This is a genomic window from Limnobacter sp., assembly GCF_046297615.1.
Lineage (GTDB): Bacteria > Pseudomonadota > Gammaproteobacteria > Burkholderiales > Burkholderiaceae_B > Limnobacter.
On sequence record NZ_JBKBHM010000004.1, the window covers coordinates 349,902 to 369,915 of the forward strand.

At 55.8% G+C, this 20,014-nt stretch carries 16 protein-coding genes; 1 reads left to right on the plus strand and 15 read right to left on the minus strand.

The features are described from left to right. Entirely contained in the window at nt 1-1,158 is a 1,158-nt protein-coding gene (locus tag ACK4FF_RS10660; RefSeq protein ID WP_409708658.1) for a glycosyltransferase family 61 protein, read from the plus strand. A 13-nt stretch (nt 1,159-1,171) separates the two neighbouring features. On the opposite strand, the gene ACK4FF_RS10665 is transcribed toward ACK4FF_RS10660, so the two are convergent. From ACK4FF_RS10665 to ACK4FF_RS10735, 15 genes are all read right to left on the minus strand, one after another. Further along, on the minus strand, nt 1,172-2,350 hold the full coding sequence (locus tag ACK4FF_RS10665) for a hypothetical protein (RefSeq protein ID WP_409708661.1): 1,179 nt from the start codon (nt 2,348-2,350) through the stop codon (nt 1,172-1,174). 82 nt (nt 2,351-2,432) lie between these two features. After that, entirely contained in the window at nt 2,433-3,974 is a 1,542-nt protein-coding gene (locus tag ACK4FF_RS10670) for a hypothetical protein (RefSeq protein WP_409708664.1), read from the minus strand. A gap of 23 nt (nt 3,975-3,997) precedes the next feature. Then, on the minus strand, nt 3,998-5,029 hold the full coding sequence (locus ACK4FF_RS10675; protein WP_409708667.1) for a hypothetical protein: 1,032 nt from the start codon (nt 5,027-5,029) through the stop codon (nt 3,998-4,000). Next, entirely contained in the window at nt 5,029-6,012 is a 984-nt protein-coding gene (locus tag ACK4FF_RS10680) for a hypothetical protein (RefSeq protein WP_409708670.1), read from the minus strand. The genes ACK4FF_RS10675 and ACK4FF_RS10680 overlap by 1 nt, the downstream gene beginning before the upstream one ends. A gap of 2 nt (nt 6,013-6,014) precedes the next feature. Then, nucleotides 6,015-6,698: a cytidylyltransferase domain-containing protein gene (locus tag ACK4FF_RS10685; RefSeq protein WP_409708673.1), complete on the minus strand. Its 684-nt coding sequence runs from the start codon at nt 6,696-6,698 to the stop codon at nt 6,015-6,017. Continuing rightward, nucleotides 6,695-7,345 (minus strand): HAD family hydrolase, encoded by a 651-nt coding sequence (locus ACK4FF_RS10690; RefSeq protein WP_409708676.1) that lies wholly within the window; start codon nt 7,343-7,345, stop codon nt 6,695-6,697. The genes ACK4FF_RS10685 and ACK4FF_RS10690 overlap by 4 nt, the downstream gene beginning before the upstream one ends. Further along, entirely contained in the window at nt 7,332-8,399 is a 1,068-nt protein-coding gene (locus ACK4FF_RS10695) for a hypothetical protein (protein ID WP_409708679.1), read from the minus strand. Before ACK4FF_RS10695 ends, ACK4FF_RS10690 begins: the two co-directional genes overlap by 14 nt. Before the next feature lie 5 nt (nt 8,400-8,404). Beyond that, nucleotides 8,405-9,697: a glycosyltransferase gene (locus ACK4FF_RS10700; RefSeq protein WP_409708682.1), complete on the minus strand. Its 1,293-nt coding sequence runs from the start codon at nt 9,695-9,697 to the stop codon at nt 8,405-8,407. 4 nt (nt 9,698-9,701) lie between these two features. Next, nucleotides 9,702-11,375 (minus strand): hypothetical protein, encoded by a 1,674-nt coding sequence (locus ACK4FF_RS10705; protein WP_409708685.1) that lies wholly within the window; start codon nt 11,373-11,375, stop codon nt 9,702-9,704. Nucleotides 11,376-11,388: 13 nt separating this feature from the next. Beyond that, nucleotides 11,389-12,648 carry a glycosyltransferase gene (locus tag ACK4FF_RS10710; RefSeq protein ID WP_409708688.1) on the minus strand — a complete coding sequence of 420 codons (1,260 nt, stop codon included), beginning with the start codon at nt 12,646-12,648 and terminating at the stop codon, nt 11,389-11,391. Then, nucleotides 12,645-14,789, minus strand: a complete 2,145-nt coding sequence (locus ACK4FF_RS10715; RefSeq protein WP_409708691.1) for a glycosyltransferase family 2 protein — start codon at nt 14,787-14,789, stop codon at nt 12,645-12,647. The genes ACK4FF_RS10710 and ACK4FF_RS10715 overlap by 4 nt, the downstream gene beginning before the upstream one ends. Then, nucleotides 14,776-15,150 (minus strand): hypothetical protein, encoded by a 375-nt coding sequence (locus ACK4FF_RS10720; RefSeq protein ID WP_409708694.1) that lies wholly within the window; start codon nt 15,148-15,150, stop codon nt 14,776-14,778. The genes ACK4FF_RS10715 and ACK4FF_RS10720 overlap by 14 nt, the downstream gene beginning before the upstream one ends. Beyond that, nucleotides 15,143-16,504 carry a hypothetical protein gene (locus tag ACK4FF_RS10725; RefSeq protein ID WP_409708697.1) on the minus strand — a complete coding sequence of 454 codons (1,362 nt, stop codon included), beginning with the start codon at nt 16,502-16,504 and terminating at the stop codon, nt 15,143-15,145. The genes ACK4FF_RS10720 and ACK4FF_RS10725 overlap by 8 nt, the downstream gene beginning before the upstream one ends. 2 nt (nt 16,505-16,506) lie before the next feature. Then, the gene (locus ACK4FF_RS10730) at nt 16,507-17,625 is read right to left on the minus strand and encodes a hypothetical protein (protein ID WP_409708700.1); all 1,119 of its coding nucleotides are present in this window, start codon (nt 17,623-17,625) and stop codon (nt 16,507-16,509) included. Nucleotide 17,626: 1 nt separating this feature from the next. After that, the gene (locus ACK4FF_RS10735; protein WP_409708703.1) at nt 17,627-20,014 is read right to left on the minus strand and encodes a glycosyltransferase family 2 protein; all 2,388 of its coding nucleotides are present in this window, start codon (nt 20,012-20,014) and stop codon (nt 17,627-17,629) included.

Consider the following 20,014-nt stretch of genomic DNA (forward strand, 5'->3'; position numbering starts at 1 on the left):
GTGTTTGACTGGAAAGACATTGAACAATTCGGGCAAAGGACGGGTGACGCAGGCTATGTGCGCATCACCGTTGCGCTGGGTACCGAACCCGCCTTCCGGCGAGCCACCGAGCCATCTGGCCATTACTTTGAACAGCCGGTGCAAGTGCTGGGCGATGCCACGCGGTTTCGTTACCCACCCCGAACAGCCCAGAACGACTTCATACACCAAGTGGTGGATATTGGCCCTTGCCGTGTGGTGGGTTGGCGCACCTTGGCCACCGACACCATGGTGTACAACGACGAATTCAGCGGCAGTGAGGCCATGAAACGGGTGGTGCAAGAAGGCACCAGCGGCTATTTCGAAGGGTTTATGCTGGAGCCCTACGGCAACCCCATTCAAGGCCATGCACTGTACGTGCTGGACGCGAAGGAAACCCTGCACCTGACGGGCAACAGTTATTTTGTGGGCAGTTTGGAACCCTCCAACTATGGGTCGTTCCTGCTGCGCACCCTGCCCAAGTTGCTGCACATTCGGCACCTCATCAAACCCGAAGACAACCTGGTGCTGAGCACCGAATACCCTTGGGTGGGCCAGTTCATGAGCCTCTTGGGCATTCGTGCCAAAGTGGTGAACCTGCCCCGAAAAGCGGTGAAGATCACGATGGACCGTGGCCTGCTGGTGACTTCGAGCTACAACGAAGGTTTTTTGGCCAGGGCCACTCTGGCCGACCTGCGTACGCTGATTGCTGATGTGCCCGCAGGGCCACACAAGAAGGTGTGGGTGTCGCGGCGGTTCAGGGCCAAACAGGCCCCGAATTACAGGCCGCTGACCAACGAAGCCGAGCTGGTTGAACTGGCCAAAGCCCACGGCTTTGTTGAGGTGGAAATGGAAAACCTCAGCCTGATTGACCAGATTTCGGTGATGAAGGGCGCACGAGTGATTGCTGGCCCTTCGGGCAGCGGCCTGCTGAACACCATATTTGCGGAGACGGGCGCGCAAATCATTGAACTGGAGAGCTTCACCCATTGCATACGCCAGCACGGGAAGGTGTATTCCTCATGCGGGCACAGCTATGTGGAGGTGTTTGGGGAGTTTGACCCGGAGGACAAGCGGGATCAGGTGACGCGGCGGTGGAAGGTTGCCACAGATTTGATGTCAAGCCTTCTAAACCTTTGAGCCACCCAACAACTTAGGCTGAGTTGGGAAGTGAACCCAAGCGTGAAGTAAGCCGCTCAAAGGTTATCTTGGCTTCTTTGGTCGCAAACAGGTGTTCTACACGAGTTGAAAAGGCTAAAGCCTGCTCTGTCATGCCAGCATCCAGGAGAATTTCCAGCTTGGTCTGAATAAACCCCAGCTTGTTTGCATTGAGGGACAAACATTTTTCGATCAACTCCAAAGCGCGTTCAGTTTTCCCACCTTTAGACGCATAAACGGCCGCTTCTTTGTAGAGCTTTGCTTCATCCGGGGTCAGTGCCAGCGCCATCTCCATCGTAGACAATGCGCCCTGATAATCGCGCACCTTGGACAATTGTTTTGCCTTCAATCGTATGACCAGTGGGTGGCCCGGCAACAGTGCAATCAAGCTGTTTCCAATTGCCTCCGCCTCTGCATTCAAACGCCTTCGAGACAAAAATTCTTGGGCAACCAATAATGCATAAACATTGGAATACAAAGCCACATTGTCTGGCGACATTCTGACAAATTGGAAATCTGCAAGTTGCTCATCAGAAACTTGATGAGCAAACAATACTTGGAGGAAGTCAACTAGCTTGCCCTGCTCATTCAACCACGTAGTCACAGAGTGATTAACATTCTCGGCGTAAAACAAATCAACCCCGGGAATGTCAGCCAATCTGGCCATCGAATACATATCGACCAAGTCCAAAGAACCGGCAAACATTGTAAATCGGGTGTTTCTTGCAGAGTTCGAAATCAACGCCCTGAAATCACTCTTTGCAGTGGGACTCTGATGCTTGTTATGTCCTTTGGACTTACTAAACGGAATGAACAATTCATGTTCAGCGCCAAAGGCATAAACCTGATCAACCTTCAGGTGCGCACCAAAGAAAATCGCACCAAACCCGCCCATACTAACCCCGAAGGTTGAAACCTTCTTGAAGCTCATTGTATCCAGCCACTTACGGACGCGGGCCATCGTCCTTTCGACATTTCCAACATCAGCGAGACCATTGATATACCAATCGTCCTTCAGGGTGTTGATGTACAGCTTATTGATTGGCCACTCGCCAAAAAACTTGCTAAGACCAAACTTACCTCGCGGCACAGCAACCTGAGAACAAATGATCAATAACTCATCGCTGCCCTCGTAAGGGACAAAATTCAAAAAGTCGGAAACGGGCAAATTCATGACTCGATCACTTTCAGCAAAAAAGGCAGCCGCTTAATCACGGCCGCCTTCGGATCATTCATACAACCTGAAAGACTGTGTATTAAATGTAGCGGTACACGGAGTCGGTCGGCAGGTTATACGCTGTCGGTGTGAGAGACACCAACTTGGTGGTGCCCAACTTGCCGACATACTCGTCCAGCAGACGCTGGGTTTCGTTGGCCAGTTCCTGTTGTGAACGGGTGGCGTTGGCGTAACCGTCAAAGCCCACCAAGTAGATGGACTTGGAACCCAAATCGCGCGCGGCCGACAAGGCCAAAGCCAAGGGGCCAGCGTCCGACACTGGGCCCAACTTCTTGTCTTGGCCTTGATTGAACAGGGTGGTTTGGTACACGCGGCCACTCAGTTCGCTGGGCAGTGTGCCTTTGAAACGAGGCGCAGCCTGCACAATGAAAGCGGTGTTGTCACCCACCACTTCAGGCGCCTTCTCCACTTCATGGCCGGGCAGGCAGGCCAGGCACATGCCTTGTACTTGGCCCAGAGCAGCCAGGTTTTTCAAGCTGGAATGCACCACAGTGGCCCCCGTTTTGGCAGCCATGCGCTGGATGGCTTGGGCGTGGGCTTGCACGCTTTGGCCACCGCCGACGATGAGCACGGGCTTGTCAGCACGGTCCGACGGCAACGAGGGGTACTCAGTCTGGTCAATGAACTGTTCAGACGAGGCGCTGCGGAGTGCTGCAACAATGGCCGACGTGGAATAACGGGCCTTGCCCAGCCAGTCCATCACATCTTTCTGAGGCAGGCTGTTCAGGCCGGAGATGATGTAAGGCAGGTTGGAACCCCAGCCAAACACTTTCTGCATGGCTTCAAAACGCTCAACCAAGGCCCCCAGAGACGACAGGTCAGAAGACTGACCTTTGCCAGCGGCTTCCAGGTAGCTGACGATCATTTCTGTCTTGAGGTTACCCGCACCACGGCCCATGCCGGTGATGGTGCTGTCCAGGTAGTCAACGCCAGCTTCAATGGACGCCAGTGCGTTGGCGAAGGCCAGCTCAACGTTGTTGTGGCCGTGGAAACCCACAGGGATGGACAACAGCGACTTGGCTTGGGCCACGGCTGTTTTGACCTGGTTGGGGAAACAACCGCCATAGCTGTCCACGAGGCTGACGCAATAGTACAGGGACTGATCAACATCGCCCAGCACGGAGGCAGCCTTGTCGAAGTAAGTGGACAGGTACATCAGGTTCAGACCAACCAGGAAACCGAATTTGCGCAATTCAGTGGCAATCTCGTTGGCTTCCTTCACTTGGGAAGGGGGTACGGCCATGCGAACGATGTCCACTTTGCCCACGTAGGGCGTGAAACGCTCGGCAATTTCCGAAGGTTTGAACTCTTTCAGGTTGATCATGACGCAGATTTTTTGATCTGCGCGCACCTGCGATTTGTAGAAGGTGCAATCCTCAGGGGTGAGGTAGTAGAACTTACCGAGGTATTCACCTGTGGCGTTGCCCACATAGCCAATCTCCAGGGTATCCACCGCCGCGCGGGAAATTGCCTGAAAATACTGGGTTACGAGAGATTCTTCAAAATCCCAGTTGGTGTAGTAACCACCATCGCGAAACGTACAATCAAGAACCAAAGCCATTTTCTAACTCCCAACTGGAAATATCAAAATCGTGACCTGACGAGACCCAGATTCACGCACCCTTTGGATGCAAAGTAAATCCGTCTTTCCAGGCCGGTAAAGTCATTCTGCAATACGCTCAACTCGAGTTCGCCAGAATTGACGTGAAAAATCAAGTAGGTGGCGTAAGCCATTTGGCAACAATCGCTGTACACGTCCACCTCGTCGTCGGTGAAATCGTACAGCCCATGCACCACTGTTTTAAGACGTGTCAGAAATGTCTGGAACTGGGCAGACACATCCTGAGACAACTTGCCAGTGAAAACCAGCACATTGGCCTGCAAAAACAGCGAGGCCAACACCCAATAGTCGGCAACCGTACTCACCTGCTTCAAACCGTTAACGGTTTTCTTGTAGGCCTCCGGCGCACCTTCAAGGCCCAAGGCCAATGCCGAATTGAGTAGCAGGGTGTGCTCACGACGACCAATGACGGTGGGCTTTTCACGGATGAATGCGGGCAGGTTTTCAATGAAGAAGCCGTACAGCGGTGTTTCCTCGGTAAGGCCTTCGTAGGCGAGCCCCTGAAGAAGTGCGGCGGCAACCATGAGGTCGACGGCTGTCTTTTTCAGTTCCGGGTTGTAATTCACCAACATGAGATTGCACAATGAGTACAGGATATCCCTTAGTGTCGGTTTGTTCAACAAGCCTTCAGCGTCCCGAACAATGGCGGCCAGCTCGGCTTTGGGGTCTTCCAGCTTCAAGCCTGGGATGGCGTAACGGGCCGGGTGAGTTTCACCACCAATGAAGTTGATGAGTTTGACCGACTGCCCAAGCAATACTGAGGCCGCCTGAACCGTTGAAAGCTTGATGCGGAAGCCCGACATTCGTGCCTCTTCGCCCAGTTTTTCGGTCAAATCATGACGCTCGGTGCGCTCGAAGTTCAGCGGATCGGCCTTTTCCCCATAGCTGAGGGCAAAGCCGGACGCCAACTGCTGCTTCTTCTTGTCAAAACACCAGCCTGTGAGGTGATAGTGCTGGCCATCAAAAACCAGCGAGGTGACTGTCGCCTGAGCCATCAGATTCGTCCCCGTTTGTAAAGGGTGTTCACATAACCCGAAAGGGCACCCGTGTTGTAGAGGCTGGACGCCGTTTCGTTGGTTTTGATGAGCTTTTGAAGCTCGCGGATGGCAATGCGGGATTCTTTCACTGCGCGCATGCAGGCGATGAATTCGCTGAATTTGTGTCGGCCAGCCACGGGCGAACTGAGGTCGGAAAAGACCACGCCTTCAATGGCCACCCGGTCAACCTGCTTGAACAGTTCGATGGCGGCCGCAAACTGGCCCGCCTTGACTTTGAGGTCGACCAGCAGGAAGAATGAGCGGGCAATATTGATCTGGATCATGGGCCGGTACTTGACCATGTTACGGTAGTGCAGGCATTTCTCCAGAAACACGCGGGCGCCTTCCCGACGACCTGCATTCAGTTCTTTATAGGCATTCAGAATGCCCACCGAGGTGACCCAGCGGGCTTCATCGCCTGCATCGATCGGATCCATCCACTGAAAGAGCTTCACAGTGTTTTCATCGAACCAGGGAATGTCGGGGTCGTTCGGGTCTTCCAAGTCCAGAATGCGGTAGCCCAAGGCGCACAGTGTGGAACCCAAAACGTTGAAATCGGTTGGAAACTGAGCCACCGCGCGTTTGCAACAATGGCGCAGTACAAACTGGTTCTTGATGATTCGGGCTGGGCTGTTGACGCGTTTCCAAAAGTCGTCCAGGCCTTTGATCAGCAGTTCATCGAGTTCAATACCGGCGTCGGAAGCCAATACAGACCACTCGTCACCACTTTCAAGCAAGCCGACCAGGCGGGCACCGGTGAAGTCGTTCACCTCGAGCAGACGGTCCAGGGGCAAAGAGAACGGCCCAGCCGTGTTGATGTGAGGCACATCGAACTCGAAGGTTTTGATGCCGACTTCCAACTGAAGGCGTGTAGGTGCACCAGCCTCTTGGTCAAGCTGTACGAAGAGGCAGTACTTGTCGTAATCGTGCTGAATATTCATGGTTAGAACCCAGCCGCAACAAGGGTTTGAGCCACATCAAACTGGGCCTGGATATCTACGTCGTAGCCTTTCAATTGGGGCGTGACGTACAGGTAGGGTTTATGGCCAACACGGTCATTCATGCTGCGCATCAGTTCACCGGGAATGATGAAGGCTGCACTGTTGACCAGAAAGTAGGGTTCCAAGTCTTGGGTGCGTGGCCACTTTTTGACGCTTGGATCGTGCGAATCAACCTGGCCCCGCCGGTACACAAAGGTTTGATGCTCATCAACAGTCAGTGCGCTGTCGCATTGATCGTTCTTCTTGGCGGCGAGGTAGCTTTCGATGAATTCCTGATAACACGCCGCGTCGAACAGTGGGGAGGTGACGTGCGTCCACAGCACTTCACCCTCGGGAATTTGCTGCCCCACGTAGCCTATGAGTGCATCGAGACAATCATCCACCGAAAGCTCTTCCGGGCGACGAACAATCTCGAAGGGTTTGGCCACAGTCGCAGAAAATGCGGTGGCGTAGTCGAGCACTTTTTGGTCGTTGCTGGAGACGAAAATTCGATCGATGGAAGGGGTGTCCACCAAGTGTCGCAGTTTCAGTTCGAGCAGGCCGCCCTCATAGGCGCCGAAGGGCTTGGTGTTCTTGTTGGGCACGCGTTTGCTACCGGCGCGGCAGGGCAGAAAGGCTGTGATCATGACTGGAACTCGCTGAACGAATGAACCATGGGAATGTTGTTCTGTTGCGCAAAACGGATCACATTCTCACGGTCGATGGAATAAGGGGTGTAGAAGGCGAAGTCGTAGCCACCGCACTTCTGGGCAGATTCATAGTCGATGATGGAGTCGCCAACGAACAAGGCGGGTTGCTCGGCCTTGTCGATGATACTGCGCAGGTTTTCATGTTTGGACACAGGCCCGCCCAGTACATCGGCAAAGTATTGGCGCAGGCCCCGCTTGTCGAACACCTGACGCAGCTCTTCCTGATTCGAGCCAGACGCCACATACAGGGTTTTGGTGGACGCAGCATTGGCAATGAACGCCTCGGACCCCTCAGTAGCCGCCCACTGCAAGTAGCCAGAGGACACCAAGGCGGAGTAGCGGCTGAGCAAACCTGCAATGTTGTCTTCGCTGGCGTGGGCAGGGCAAATTTCTGCAAATGTGTCCAGCAGCCATTGGCGGGACTTGCCGAAATTACGGGCCATGGTTTGTGCAAACAGGGTACGCTGTTCGTCGCTAACCCCTTCAGGCATGGCTTTTACAAACGCATCCACCTTGGGCTGGTTGGCGTCAATCAACACGCCGTCACAATCAAACACGATGGTGGCGTACTTAGCGATTTGCATTCGGGAGTTCCCCATTGAGTTCTTTGATGTAGTTTGCGAAGGCCGGCATACGCCCAGCACGAATCAAGCTGGCCATTGGCCCTTCAACAATGCCGACTGCCACCTTCGCACGAATGTCGATGCGGGTGACTTCGGGCGTATTTTGCACCAAGCCGAGCAGGCCCAACGCGATGTAGGCCTGTCGTGACACTTGGGCCACGTTGATGAGGTCGCCCACGACCCATACATTGTCCATGAGGCTTTGACAAGCCACCACCGGCTGCAGACCCATGACAGCCTGTTTGAGCAGGCGGTCGGCTTCGTCACGACGGCCAATGTAGGCCCCGATCAGGCCTGCGAAAAAGCTGGCCTGAATCACATTGAGCGCACTTACTTTGGAGCGATTCACCCAGGGCAAACATGCGGCGGAGTACACAAAACTGTCAAAGGCGCCCTCGTAGTCCTGCTGGGCCAGTTGCACATAGGCGATGACCATGGACAGGGAACAACACCAACGGACAGTGGACCACACCGCCTTTTCGAGGACATTCGCAGGAAAACCTGACAGAAGTTGTTTGCCACCCGCCAAAAAGCCGTCGAGCTGGCCTTTGGCCATGAACTGATCTACCAGTGCGGGCTCCTCAAGCAGTCGGTGAATGATGATGGTGCGGCAAGCGAACTCCATTTCCTCGCCCGGGCTGCGATCAAGGTTCACCAAGGCACCCAGAAACAGTGCCAGTCTTTCCTTGATCCGGGAGGTGGGCACTTGCAGCACCCGCGCAAAGGTACCTGGATCATTCACACCCAGAGCGCGAACAAGGTCGCCTTTGAGTTGGCATTCTGCCCCTTCAGCCAAGATGGGGGTGATCTGGATTCGACGAATCTGCAAATCCAGCAGTTGAGGCACATTGACACTGGTGTCGTGCAAATGGTCGGCCTTGAATTCCAGTGGCGAATGACCATTGACTTCGATGGTCAGACCGCGCAAATGCTCAAGCCCCTCCGGAACCCGGAAGTGCAGCATCGGCACGCCGCCTGCCACCCATTTCGTCAATACTTCAATCGTCGTTTTCATGTCGGTTAACTGTTTTCGTAATAGGCTTTGGCCATGTCGAGGCAACTCGGCGGCAGCGGAAGACTGGCCACCAGGTGATCGCGCAGTTGGCGTGCCTGAGAGGCTTTGAGCAACACTTCAGCCCATTCGGTGACTGAACCTGCACTGACGTGGATACCGGACTGGCCGTGAACTACCTTTTCCTGCATGCCACCAATGTTGGAGCAGATCACCGGCTTTTTGTGCAGATACGATTCCTGAATAATCATGGGTGAATTTTCCCACCACACGGAGGGCATAAGCACCCAGTCGATGCGCTGCATGCGGGTGGCCAGTTCGGAGCGCTCATACGGGCCGTTCCAGCGCAACACGCCAGCTTCCAGCAAAGGGTCTGCCAAAGACTGGATTTTGTCCTTGAACTCGCCCCGTTGGGTTTCAAGGTTGGCACCGTTGATTTCCACCACCAAGTCAGGAATTTCATCCTTGCGGATCAATTGACGCAGCGCCATCAGGATGACATCCAGGCCTTTGTACGGGTTGATCTGTCCGAAATAACCAAACACATTGGGCTGCCTGTCCGCCTTGGGTGGCTTGGCACGGGTTTCGAACTTCTTGAAGATGTCTTGCTGGGGGGCGGTTTCGCCGGTGATGTGCTGGGCCTCGGTTTCGTCGTATTGGCCGTTTTCAATCACCACAATCTTGTCGGCAGGAATGCCCCACTGTACGTAACGGTCAAGCAGAAACTTCGATGGGCTGATGAATTTGTCGAACATCGAGAACACAGACAACAGGGCATTTTTGCGTTTGGCGAAAAAGCTCAAGTCGTATTCCGGAAAACACTTGCCACACAGGAATTCATTGGAATCAGCGCACAGGGAGCGGCTGTTGCGCTTGATCATCTGACCGTCGTTCAGGCAAATGGCCAGGAACTCGTGCAGCGTCATGACAAAGCGGGCGTTGGGCAACAGCCTGCGCAGCATGACGATCGCATCCAGACCGATGTTGTAGTAATGGTGGAAGTTGACGTAATCGGGCTGAAACTCGTCAACCAACTCAGTCAGGGATTGCAACAGCAGCTTGCTGCTGAGGTTGCGGAAGAAACGGTTGTCTTCGACGCAAGCACCCAGCAGGTATTCCGATTCCTTGTACTTCACCACTTTGCCCGGCAACACCCCGTAATTGACGGCGGCGAGGAACCGAACATCTGATTCGGGAAACAGGCGTTTGAACCCCAGGTAGGCGTTGTAGGCCGCTACTTCGCCACCGCCTTTGGAAAAGTCGGGGTGGGCATGGGAAATAACCAGTATGCGTTTGGCCATGGCGTTATGCTCCTACCTGAGCCATGGTGTACAGCTCGATCTGTCGGCCCAAAGAGGCCTGAAACTGTTGATTGGGCGCCTGGGTGCGGGCGAAAGGCAATCCATTCTGTTCACGTACCACCCGGAAACGCTCAGAAAGGTTCTCGGTGCGCCAAATGAGAAACTCCAGATCAGTCAATTCCCGCAAGGGAACGAAACCCATGTCGGTGCACATGGCGCTCAACGTTTTGCCCAATAAGGCCATGCCAAACACCTTGTTGCGTGAATAAGGCATGCGCTCAATGGGGGCTTTGCCGTCGTCATCGGGAATGAAGCGACTGAGCTCATCGACCGAAAAGGTGGCACCGGAGACACCATTGACATCACGCGCGTAAAACACGCGCACTTCTTTGGCATCAAAAGCCTCGAATGGCTGGGTACCGGAAATCTTTGCAAACTCAAAACCGGAGCGTGCATCCACAATGATGCAGCGTGCGGCGGGGTGTTTGCCCATGCCATAGCCCAGGTGGCCCAGCACAAGGTTGGTACAACCATGGTGAACGGCCACCTGACAGCCAAAGAGGGAGTGCGTGCGCTTGGCAATTTCCAGCAACAGTCCACCATCGGTGACCACATCGCTGAAATAGTAATTCACCGCCATGGATTGACCGGGAATGCGAAGGGTGACCAATGCCATGACGCCTTGAAGCACATCGCCGGAAAGCCCCTTGGGTACGACGATGTTGAGCACCAACTCGGGATCGGTGTTGAGCGGACGAATGAGGATTTCAGGGCGAATGTAGTAAGCACTTTCCTCGGTGTGCCGCAAAGCGGTGACGGCCAAAGGCCCGTCCACCTGTCGGACACGGTCGGTCAGGCTCAGCTCGGGCGTGTGGATGCCTTGCAGGTACCCCTGCAAGTCTTCGAATGCAATGTCTTTTTCGATTTTGTCGGTACTGGCCACCAACAGCAACGTGCGGGTGCTCCGTTTGCAGTAGTAGAGCTGTATTTGGCCAGACTTAAGATCAGGCTCAGGAACGAAAGTGATGAAACCACTTTTACGCGCGTTCTGGCCAAAGGTTTTTGAGAAGGCTTCTTCAATGTCCGGACGTGGATAGGCAAAAAAGGTGTCATAGGGGTAGAAGGCATCTCCGACCTTGATGACAAAGTTGTTGGGCGACTTGCTGACAGCCCAACCGATCAACAACAGGCCCTTGCCTTCCTTGGCGGCCTTGGCCACTTCCACATACCCAACAGCGGTGCGCCTGTCAGCTTGCCCGCCCAACTTGAATTTCACACCATCCAGAAAGATGCCTTCCTGAAAAAAGTCTTCGGGCAGCCCTTTCGTTTTCAGGCTGCTGACGACATTCAGGCCATCGGCATAGTCGGCGCTCTCGGTAAGCAGCACATCGGTCCAGGTGGAGGAACGCTTGTCCAGCAGCCGAATTGAAAGGCTGGCGCGAGAGGCGGCCTTGACATCGCTGCTGTACAGGGCAAAGCCGAAACATTCGGTGTTTTTGATGCCAAAGTACTCGGCCACATCCGGACGCTCGGACCGAATCAGTTGACCGGAGAAGGTGGTGTTACCAGAAACCAGGGACAGGCCGGCATCGCCTTTGACCCATCCGATGACGATTGCGTCACTGCCTTTGAACAGCACGTGTTCAATGTTCAATGCACAGTCTTCGTGAAAAATCATGTTATTGGTTCACTCAATAAATCGTCGTTCGTGGCGCAGTTCCCTCGGAACGCAGCGACGTGTAGACGTTCAGCACTGCCTTGTAATTCTCGTGGACCTGATCGGCCATGGCGCGGGAGCGTTCCACAACCGGGGCACACAAGGCTTCATACTGCGATTCGGTGAGCCCCTGCAAGGCGTTGGCCAAGGATTCCGGGGATTGATGAGCAAAAAGCAGGCCAAGGCCCTCAACCTTTTCGCGCATGCCACCGATGCCCGGCGCAATCACCGGGCGGTCTGCTGCGATGGCTTCCTGAATCACGACCGGCGAATTCTCGTACCAGCGGGACCCCATCACCAAGAAGTGACATTGTTCCATTAATTCCTGAATGTTTGCTTGCTGGTAGGGCCCAAAAAACTGAACAAATTCTCCAAACTCGGCCAGCTTGGCCTCAAGACGGCCCATGTAGTTGTCGTGGGTGACATCGGACAGCTTGCCGTGTACGTGCAGTTTGACCGGCACGCCCGCTTTCCTGGCGAGCGCCAGCCCGTCGAGAATGATGTCCAAGCCTTTGTAGTAATTGATTTGCCCGAAATAGCCCAACACCCAAGGCTCGCCGGCTTTGGGGGCTGGTTTTGGCCCAAGCTGGGCTGACCGGATGTGGGGCAGCGGGTTCTCGACGACCTTGACCGCCGACATCGGCAGCCCCCACTCTGCATACTTTTGCCGCAAAAAGTCGGAGGGGGAAATAAAGGCATCCACCCAACTGAAGCTGGCTTTGATGGACAGCGTGCGCATGAAGTGCTGCTCTTCACTGAGGTGTGGAAAGCAGGTGGCGCAGCGCTTGGGCTGGGGGCCTGGGCACAGTTGCCCGTCTTTGGTCAGCAATTGGCCGTTGTTCATGCACAAGGCCAAGTATTCATGCAAGGTGAGCACTACCTTGGTGCGGGGCAGGTGCTGTTTGATCAGCGCTGCAATGTCGATACCGATGTGCACATAGTGGTGCAGGTGCACCACCTCAGGCCGATGCTTGAGCAGCAGGGGCACCAAACCGGCTTCCAGGTTGGCCGACGCTGAGGTGAAGTTGTAGAACTCACCGTCGGTGTAGAGCAGGTAGTCATCATCACCCAGTGCTTTGACGGGCTCGGTGTGGTCACGCGCATAACCACCCCACCCCACGAATACGCTGTCGTGGCCAGCCTCTTTGTTCATTTGGTGCAGCGCCCAAGCCGCCACCTCTCCACCGCCTTTGTGAAGGCTGGGGTGGCCGTGCGCAATCAGCATCACTTTCATGCCAGTACCTCCAGCGACGGAAGGCCACCAGCGAGCACACGCCGCCATTTGCGGGTGTACAGGTAGCTGTTGACCAGGGTGATCTTCTGGCGCAGGCTGGCTTCCTGAGAGCCAATGGACTGACGCTCAAGGTGATAGATGTCGGAGGACTGGACAATCGCCAGTCGGTAGCCACGGATCAGCAATTGAAGGCAGAGGTCAGAGTCTTCAAAATCGCCCCGCAGGTAGCTGGGGTTGAAACCGCCGATTTCATGGAACAGTTGGCTTTTCATCAACAGACATGCTGCGGTGAGCATGGTGGCCGAGGCATCGGGTTTTTGGTCGCCGGATTGATTGAGGGAATCGCCCATGCCCGGATGAAGGTTGATGTTGAAGGCTTCCTGATTGCGCCACAAGCCAGAGGACATGCCATTGTGTTGAATGGTGTTGTCGGGGTACAGCAAACGAAAGCCCACGGCACCGGTCTTTTTGCCTTCCAGGCGGCTGAGCGCCCTGAACAGGCTTTGCGGACGAGTGAGGAAACAATCGCTGTTCAGGAACAAGAGGTTTTCAGATTGGGCGTATTTGGCAGCCAGGTTGTTGATGGTGGCAAAGCCATAGTTGCGACGGGCCACCACCAACACGGTATTCAAACCGTAGAGCGCAGACAGGCGTTGAATGTTGGCACTGGCAGACTCGACGATTTGGGGGTCATCAATCGCGAAGATGACTTCCATGCCGGGAAAACGCAAAGCAGCCAGCACGGGAATTTGGTTGATCTCGAACCTTACAGGGCCGTAGAGCGGAATGATGACGGACACACTGGGACGCCCAGCCTGCTGGGGGCCAAAGTGGCTGACATCGGCCTCGGGCTGGGCCAGTTGGCGCTTGAGCACTGTAGAGAACAAGGGCACAAAAAATTTGTCGCAGGATTCATCGTCCACATCGCCACCGGGCACCAAACCAGACCATTGCGCGAGTTTCTCGTAATCGGCCGAGTCCACAACCGGTTCACGCAACAGTTGCACGGCCTTGTTCTCTGGCCCAAGGAACTGGACCTCTACCGCGGAACCCGGCTTGACCAGGCCATCTGCGGGCACGCAGGCTACAAAGCCAAAGTGACCTTCCGCTGAACCAAAAGCCGCTTTCAGGTCGCTGCGGGCAAAGCGGTAGAGTCGACCGGTGATGTCCAGTGCGCTGTCATCGCCGGGCAGTGCCAAACGCACGGCTTTCAGGTGCTGCCCAGGGTCACGCACCCAACCGGACAACACCAGCGTGTGGTCAAGGTGAACCAGGGTTTCTAGGTTGAAATCAAAGCCGGGCGCAAGTTCCGTGCGCCGCTCGATGGGCAGGAACTCGCATTCCTCTCGGCCTTTCCATTCAAGCACCTCGTCCTGCGCATAACGGGCCTGAAGCACATTGTTGGCCGACTGGGTTGCTGCCTTCAAATACGCTTTGGCCGATTTGGATTGGACAGCAGGTTCCACGAACAGGCGGCCAAAGTAATCGGCCACCATGGCTTGCGCCGCGGACGTTAGCCCCATGCCCATGGCGTGACCACTGCTCAATTCCTGCACCAGAAGTTGATGCCGATACTCCAGATGGGCGCTGGCCTCAAAAACCAGTTGTGCGCTGACGTTGCCGACCTTGTTGACATGGCCGGACACACAGTAATCGTCATACGCGTCGGCAAAAGGCTCGCCTGCCTCGGACAATTCAACGCCCCAGGGCACAAACACCAGCAGCGTGGAGTGCTCACCTGCTTTGACGCGGGTTTGAATGCTGTAACCAATTTTTGGTGATCTGAGCAGATTCAGGCTGAAACGGGTTTTGTCGAGTGCAATGCCCACCGCCGGAAGAATGATGAAGTCGATACGAACCCAGGTGCCACCGTCATTGGCCTCATTGCCTGCAGGCTTTTGCAGTTGCAAGGGAACATCGGCCAAGGCGGTGACGGAAAAAAAATGGGGCCTGGGAAACGCATGAGGGCTTTGGGCTTGGCGCAAGGCTTTTTCACGCAGGGCCATCAGCGACAGGCGTGCATTGAAACAGGCGTGGGCAGACAGAGGGCCTTCGCGGTCCAGATGACTGAGGTATCCGTTCAAGGCTTCGGCGTGAGCGCCCTGTGCAAACAGGGCGTTTGATTGTTCAATGCGATCCATGGGCTTGGCCTTTGGCGGGGTGAGCCAGGTCTGCAACGCGCTGCACCACGTCGGTCAGCAGGGACTTGGTGCGCACCAATTCAAGTTTCAAACGCTGGTTCTCGACATGCAGTGCATCCAGCTCGGCCAAAGCCCCTTTGATTTGGTTTGGGCGGCTTTTGGCGGAATGGTCTGTAGAGGTTGTTGCGCCAGCGGAGTTCGGCCGATCAGCCACCCCGGAGGTGGCGATGATTTCAAGTTGGGCGAGCAAAGCGTGATAGCGCTCGGTCATTTCCTGCAGAACCGCAGCATGATCAATGGCACCAGCGGAGAGGTCGTACACAGTCTGTGGCGCTGAAGAATCTTCGGAGTAATCAGCCATGACGCTTACCTGCCAAGAGTGTGAGGTCTTCTTGCACCGACCGGAACAATTGCAGGATGTCCCGGAAGGTGTCCGATGCCGCATTCATGACCAGAAAACGCTGACGCGCGGCTTCGTCAATAAGGCCTTTTGAGGCGGCCTGATGAACATGCAAATCCATGGCCGACTTGGCTTCCCACAACAACCATGAATTGGGATTGGCATCCACCGCTTGGGCAACCAGATCGATGGCCTCGGCAGTGCGTTGCTGCATCAACGCCAGTTGGGCGCGGAACAACACCTCAAATTCAGGGGCGACTTCGCGCAGCCGATCGGCTGCCTGCGTGTGCATGCGGGTGGCCTGAACGGTGTCCCCGTTTTCAAAGCAGAGGTACAGACGGTCCAGCAGAGTGCGATCAGCCGTGTCATTAAGGCCTAATCGCTCTGCGGCGAGGGCGTAGTTGTCGGGTGTGATCAGCAGGCCTTCGACAGAGGGCACTTCAAAACCGGTGGGTACCAGGTCATGAAAGCCAAGCAGCACTTGAGTACCATGAACCCGGGCCACGATGCGCTTGGGCTGACCACCCAGCACTCGGCGCGGCAAGGGAATTGAAAACTTGACCCGCCCGTCGCCTTTTTTGGCTTGTTGCAGGTCTTCGCGGTACAGGTCGGCAGTGCCCCAGGCCACGAGGCGATCATTGACGAGGAGATCGATGTCATAGCGTGTGTCAGGGCGTCGGTGGTTGTACAACCAACCTTCCGCGCGGCCTTCGATGACCGTGTCAAAACGCCCTTCGAACAACTCCCGAACCACGGGCTTTGGAGGCACAGGCACAGGCGCAACAGCCGGTGCAGCAGCCAGTGCAGCAGCTGCGGGTACAACCGGCGCTGCGGGTGCCACTGCCAGGGCGGGTGTAGACGTTACTGGGGCCACAGGGGCTGCGGGGTTGATTGCGGCCTGCAACTCAGCGTTGTCGGCGTTTTCAGCCAGCCGGGCGAGCAAGCTGCGCAACACAGGATCAGTGAACAGTGGGGATTGTGGTGCTGAATCAGTTGCAGCAAGTTCAACCGGGAACATCACCTTGCTTCGGTCCGTGAACTGAAAACCCGCCTGCATCCGCCCCTTCTGGAACGCACGCGCGTTAACCAAGGCAACCCAGCGCAGGGTTGTTCCGCCCTCGCTGGGCTCAACCACAAACTGCCGGGTGTTGGCGCACTGGGCAAGGCTCACAAACTCCGGCATCAGCGCATTTTTGACATGCCCCAAAGTTTGCAGATCAATGGCCATGCAGTTGACTTCACCATACAGTGCAGCCTGTGCACCGAATGGCAAAGCACCGGCCAGAGACACTTTCACACCATGAGAAAGCGGCATGGTCAAGCCTTCCCGGCGTTAATGGCTTCTGGCTGGCCCACGCCAGCCAGGGCTTTGGCCAAAGAAGCCGCCGAATGCGGTGCGTAACGCACATCAGCCCCGGGGTAACTTTCATCGGCGATGACTTGCAAACCCAGCTGCCGGGCTTGCTCCAGCCAACGCGCTGAGTCTGCGGTGGGAGTGCCTGCAATCAGCGACCAACCATAATTTCCCATATAGCTGTCGAAATAATGGGGGGCCCACTTCAGTTGAACCTGAATGCCGTGGGCTTCAAGCCCGTCAACCAGCTCGTCACTCCAGTTGGAGGACGCATCGGTGGGAAACACATCCACGCTGCTGAAGCGGACTCCATGGTGTTCGCGGGCCATTTGAACAGCACGCTTCAGTACCCGAAGGCCTGCGCTGTCATTCGACGCGCTGAAGCAAGCGATACCCTGCCCTTGCATGCGTGCTGGAGCCCCTGTTTTTGGGGCTGATCGCCGGTTAATGCGCCCTGCGAAATCAGGTTTAAGCCAAGTGATCAGTTGTTCCGATTGAGCCGACTCGTCCAGTTGTACAGTGTCGATCAGCCCCAAGTGGTTCCGAATGTACTGGCCCCGGTAAAACACATCGGCTGGACTTAAAGCGGGCATGCAATACGCACAGGCCTTGGGGCTGGGCGCGTGGCAGCGCACCCCATCGATGTTGATGAACACGCCGTTCAGTGGGCAGGCCAGTTGTGCGTCGTCGAACTGCACACTGATGGTTGCCGAAGGACATTGCGTGCGCAACACGCGCAGCAATTCAACACCCAGGAGGTTCAGGGAATAGAGCTCAATGACTGAAGGCTGAAGCTGCTGCAGGAAACGTGGCAGGGCCTGCACCAGAAAATCGAAGTTGGACTGGCTGGCGCTGGCATTCTTCACCTGGGAAGCAAACAGGAGTTCACGGTCCCGGGTACCGGCCAACAGGCCAGCACTGGGGTCGCTGCTGGAGGCCAGGCTGTCCATTCCGCCCAGAAACCAGACCTCACCGGCGGCGTTGTTGAGTGCATCAAAGCGACGCAGGCCCGAAGTGCTTCGGCTGCTGTTCAACTCAGAGGGGTGACCCACATGGTCAATGATCAGGGTGCGTTGAGTCATGTCAGACAAAGCCCCCCAACACGTTTTTCATGGTGTCGTCCAACTCGCGGAACGTGGCACTGCTGCTGGTGCCGGCCTGCCAGTTCTGGAAACGTTGGTCGATGAACGTGGCCCAGCGGTTGTGCTGAAGGCGTCGGTTGGCGAGCATTTCTTTGTGCACGTAGTCCGGGTTGTCGATGTCTGAAAGGTGATTGAAACCGATCTGTGTCATGTCGATGTTGCTGCTCACCACCACCGTTCGATCAGCCTGCCAGATGCGCAGGCACAAGTCCGCGGCTTCAAGGCGCCCCTCGGAGAAAGTGATGTCAAACCCGGACAAGCCGAGGAACAACTTGCGTTCCAGCAAGGCACATTCCAGGGTGACGGCGGGCATCTCATAAGTGTCGGGCAGGCTCACCGAATTGACGGGCAGACCACGACACGGTGAGTCGCCGGCCCACAAGGCAACCGGGTGGGTTTCCGGTACAAAACGGACACCGGCCGACTGAACCATGCCATCGAGGTTAAGCAGGCGCGGCGCCAACAGACCGATGTTGGGTTTGGACTTGAACACTTGCAACAAGGTACTGAGCCAGGCACCTTGGGTGGGCATGACGGACGAATCCAGCAAACACAAGAAACGCCCGGCGCAATGTTCTGCAGCGAAATTGATGGCGCTGCCGTACTCCAGGTGCCCTTGGTGGCCGATGAGCTGAATACTCAAACCCAGCATGTCGGCCTGAACTTTCAACAGGCGTTCGAGTTTTTGGGTGGCGTGTACATCCGCCACCACCACAACCTCAAGTGCCAGCTTGCTGGCCTCAAGTTTCACACTGCTGAGCAGGTACTTCAACTCGTCGCCATTGCCGGAACAATATACAACGATGCTGACTTCGGGGCGCGCCACCTTGGACCCAAACTGGCTGACCGTGGGGGCGACGCGTTTGATCTGCGCGCGCCGGGCTTCGGCCAACAAGGGAAATACCGGCTCGATGACACGGACCAACATGCCGCGAGAATGCTCGCTCATCTGCAGGTTCCATTGATCCAGCAACAAGCTGCGTGTGGTAGCTGGGTTGGCCACTTCGGCGGAGGTGTTGTCGCAAATCCATTCGCCACTGTCCAGGAGCGCAATCAACTCCACTTCACCTTGATCATCGACAAACACGTCTTTGGTGAATGCACAGAAGCCGGTGGTTTCCTCGGGTACACCAAAGGCCTGTGCTTCATCACTGAGGTCGGGGCGAGGTGTACGCACCAGTGTTTCATCCAGGCGCATGCATCGGCCCGAAGAAAGGCGCAGGTAAAGGGCCTTTAGAGCCTGTTGGGTGTCCAGCAAATGCCCGCTGATCAGCAGGTTCCGCTGTAGCTTGAACACATGGTCCAAGCCAAGGCGGAATGGCGATTTTCGGGCCTGTTGGGGGACCCGTTTGTCGAGAAAAACAGAGTCCAGCAGTTCAAGACGCCCTTCAGAGCATTCAAAGAGATCGCCGTGAAACAGCGTCCACAACACCGGGATGATGGCCTGATCAATCTCGTTCAACAGTGGCATGGGGGGCTGTACAGCCAGCACCTCAGCGTCCTTGAAGGTGCAGGTGACCCGCATGGGCGTACCTTCAACTTTCTCGGCATGGATGAGCGCAGCAAAACCCACATCGGGTTCCAGATAATCGCCGGGGATGCCACCGTCCAGCAGCACTTGGGCCTTGCTGTGCCAGACGAACCGCTTGAGCAGGGGAAAAATATTGTAGGTTTTTTGGTCGGTTTGAAGCTCGAACCCGGACCATTGCTGTTCCGGGTCGAACACATAGCCCAACACCAAATAGGCCGCGCCTTGTAGAACAGGAATCAAGGCTTCGACACGCACCACATAAGGCGCTTTTTGGGCCACCTTGACCACACTGTCTCTGCGGCTGACCACCGCACCGGCGACGAGGGGTGACTCTGCCTTGGGCAGGGCCTTGAGCACTTGCTCCCGTTCAACGGACAGGTCGGCCAGCAATTCATTGGTGACCTCTTGAACCAAGCCGTCCAACGCGGAATTGACACCGATTTTTCGTTGTTCCAACTGAATTTGGAACAGGAATGCATCAACTGCGGGTTCCAGCAGATAGTCTGCGGATTTGGGCAGCAGGCCCACCAAAGTTGGAAAGCTGGCCACAGCCTGCTTCAACGCCAGCCTTGAACGGATGGGGTAGCGGGCAGGGTCGCGCAGAACGGCTTTTCGGGCGTCGTCCAGGGTTTGAACATCGTCGTACAGGCAGAACACCAGCAGGGGATTAAACCCGTGGTCGCGACCTTGATCCCGGCCGATCAGGTCGTAATGCTTTTGGGCAAGGTCGGGCCGCCCAACCAGGTGTTGGGTGTCTTCGTAAGACTTGGCATAGACGTCCCAATCAATCGCTTCCAT

Excerpts from the sequence above, each read along its gene's own strand:
- ACK4FF_RS10735 (WP_409708703.1), bottom strand. The coding sequence starts at position 20,014 with ATGGAAGCGATTGATTGGGACGTCTATGCCAAGTCTTACGAAGACACC.
- ACK4FF_RS10680 (WP_409708670.1), bottom strand. The coding sequence starts at position 6,012 with ATGAATATTCAGCACGATTACGACAAGTACTGCCTCTTCGTACAGCTT.
- ACK4FF_RS10685 (WP_409708673.1), bottom strand. The coding sequence starts at position 6,698 with ATGATCACAGCCTTTCTGCCCTGCCGCGCCGGTAGCAAACGCGTGCCC.
- ACK4FF_RS10725 (WP_409708697.1), bottom strand. The coding sequence starts at position 16,504 with ATGCCGCTTTCTCATGGTGTGAAAGTGTCTCTGGCCGGTGCTTTGCCA.
- ACK4FF_RS10730 (WP_409708700.1), bottom strand. The coding sequence starts at position 17,625 with ATGACTCAACGCACCCTGATCATTGACCATGTGGGTCACCCCTCTGAG.
- ACK4FF_RS10665 (WP_409708661.1), bottom strand. The coding sequence starts at position 2,350 with ATGAATTTGCCCGTTTCCGACTTTTTGAATTTTGTCCCTTACGAGGGC.
- ACK4FF_RS10675 (WP_409708667.1), bottom strand. The coding sequence starts at position 5,029 with ATGGCTCAGGCGACAGTCACCTCGCTGGTTTTTGATGGCCAGCACTAT.
- ACK4FF_RS10670 (WP_409708664.1), bottom strand. The coding sequence starts at position 3,974 with ATGGCTTTGGTTCTTGATTGTACGTTTCGCGATGGTGGTTACTACACC.
- ACK4FF_RS10710 (WP_409708688.1), bottom strand. The coding sequence starts at position 12,648 with ATGAAAGTGATGCTGATTGCGCACGGCCACCCCAGCCTTCACAAAGGC.
- ACK4FF_RS10700 (WP_409708682.1), bottom strand. The coding sequence starts at position 9,697 with ATGGCCAAACGCATACTGGTTATTTCCCATGCCCACCCCGACTTTTCC.
- ACK4FF_RS10690 (WP_409708676.1), bottom strand. The coding sequence starts at position 7,345 with ATGCAAATCGCTAAGTACGCCACCATCGTGTTTGATTGTGACGGCGTG.
- ACK4FF_RS10715 (WP_409708691.1), bottom strand. The coding sequence starts at position 14,789 with ATGGATCGCATTGAACAATCAAACGCCCTGTTTGCACAGGGCGCTCAC.
- ACK4FF_RS10720 (WP_409708694.1), bottom strand. The coding sequence starts at position 15,150 with ATGGCTGATTACTCCGAAGATTCTTCAGCGCCACAGACTGTGTACGAC.
- ACK4FF_RS10695 (WP_409708679.1), bottom strand. The coding sequence starts at position 8,399 with ATGAAAACGACGATTGAAGTATTGACGAAATGGGTGGCAGGCGGCGTG.
- ACK4FF_RS10705 (WP_409708685.1), bottom strand. The coding sequence starts at position 11,375 with ATGATTTTTCACGAAGACTGTGCATTGAACATTGAACACGTGCTGTTC.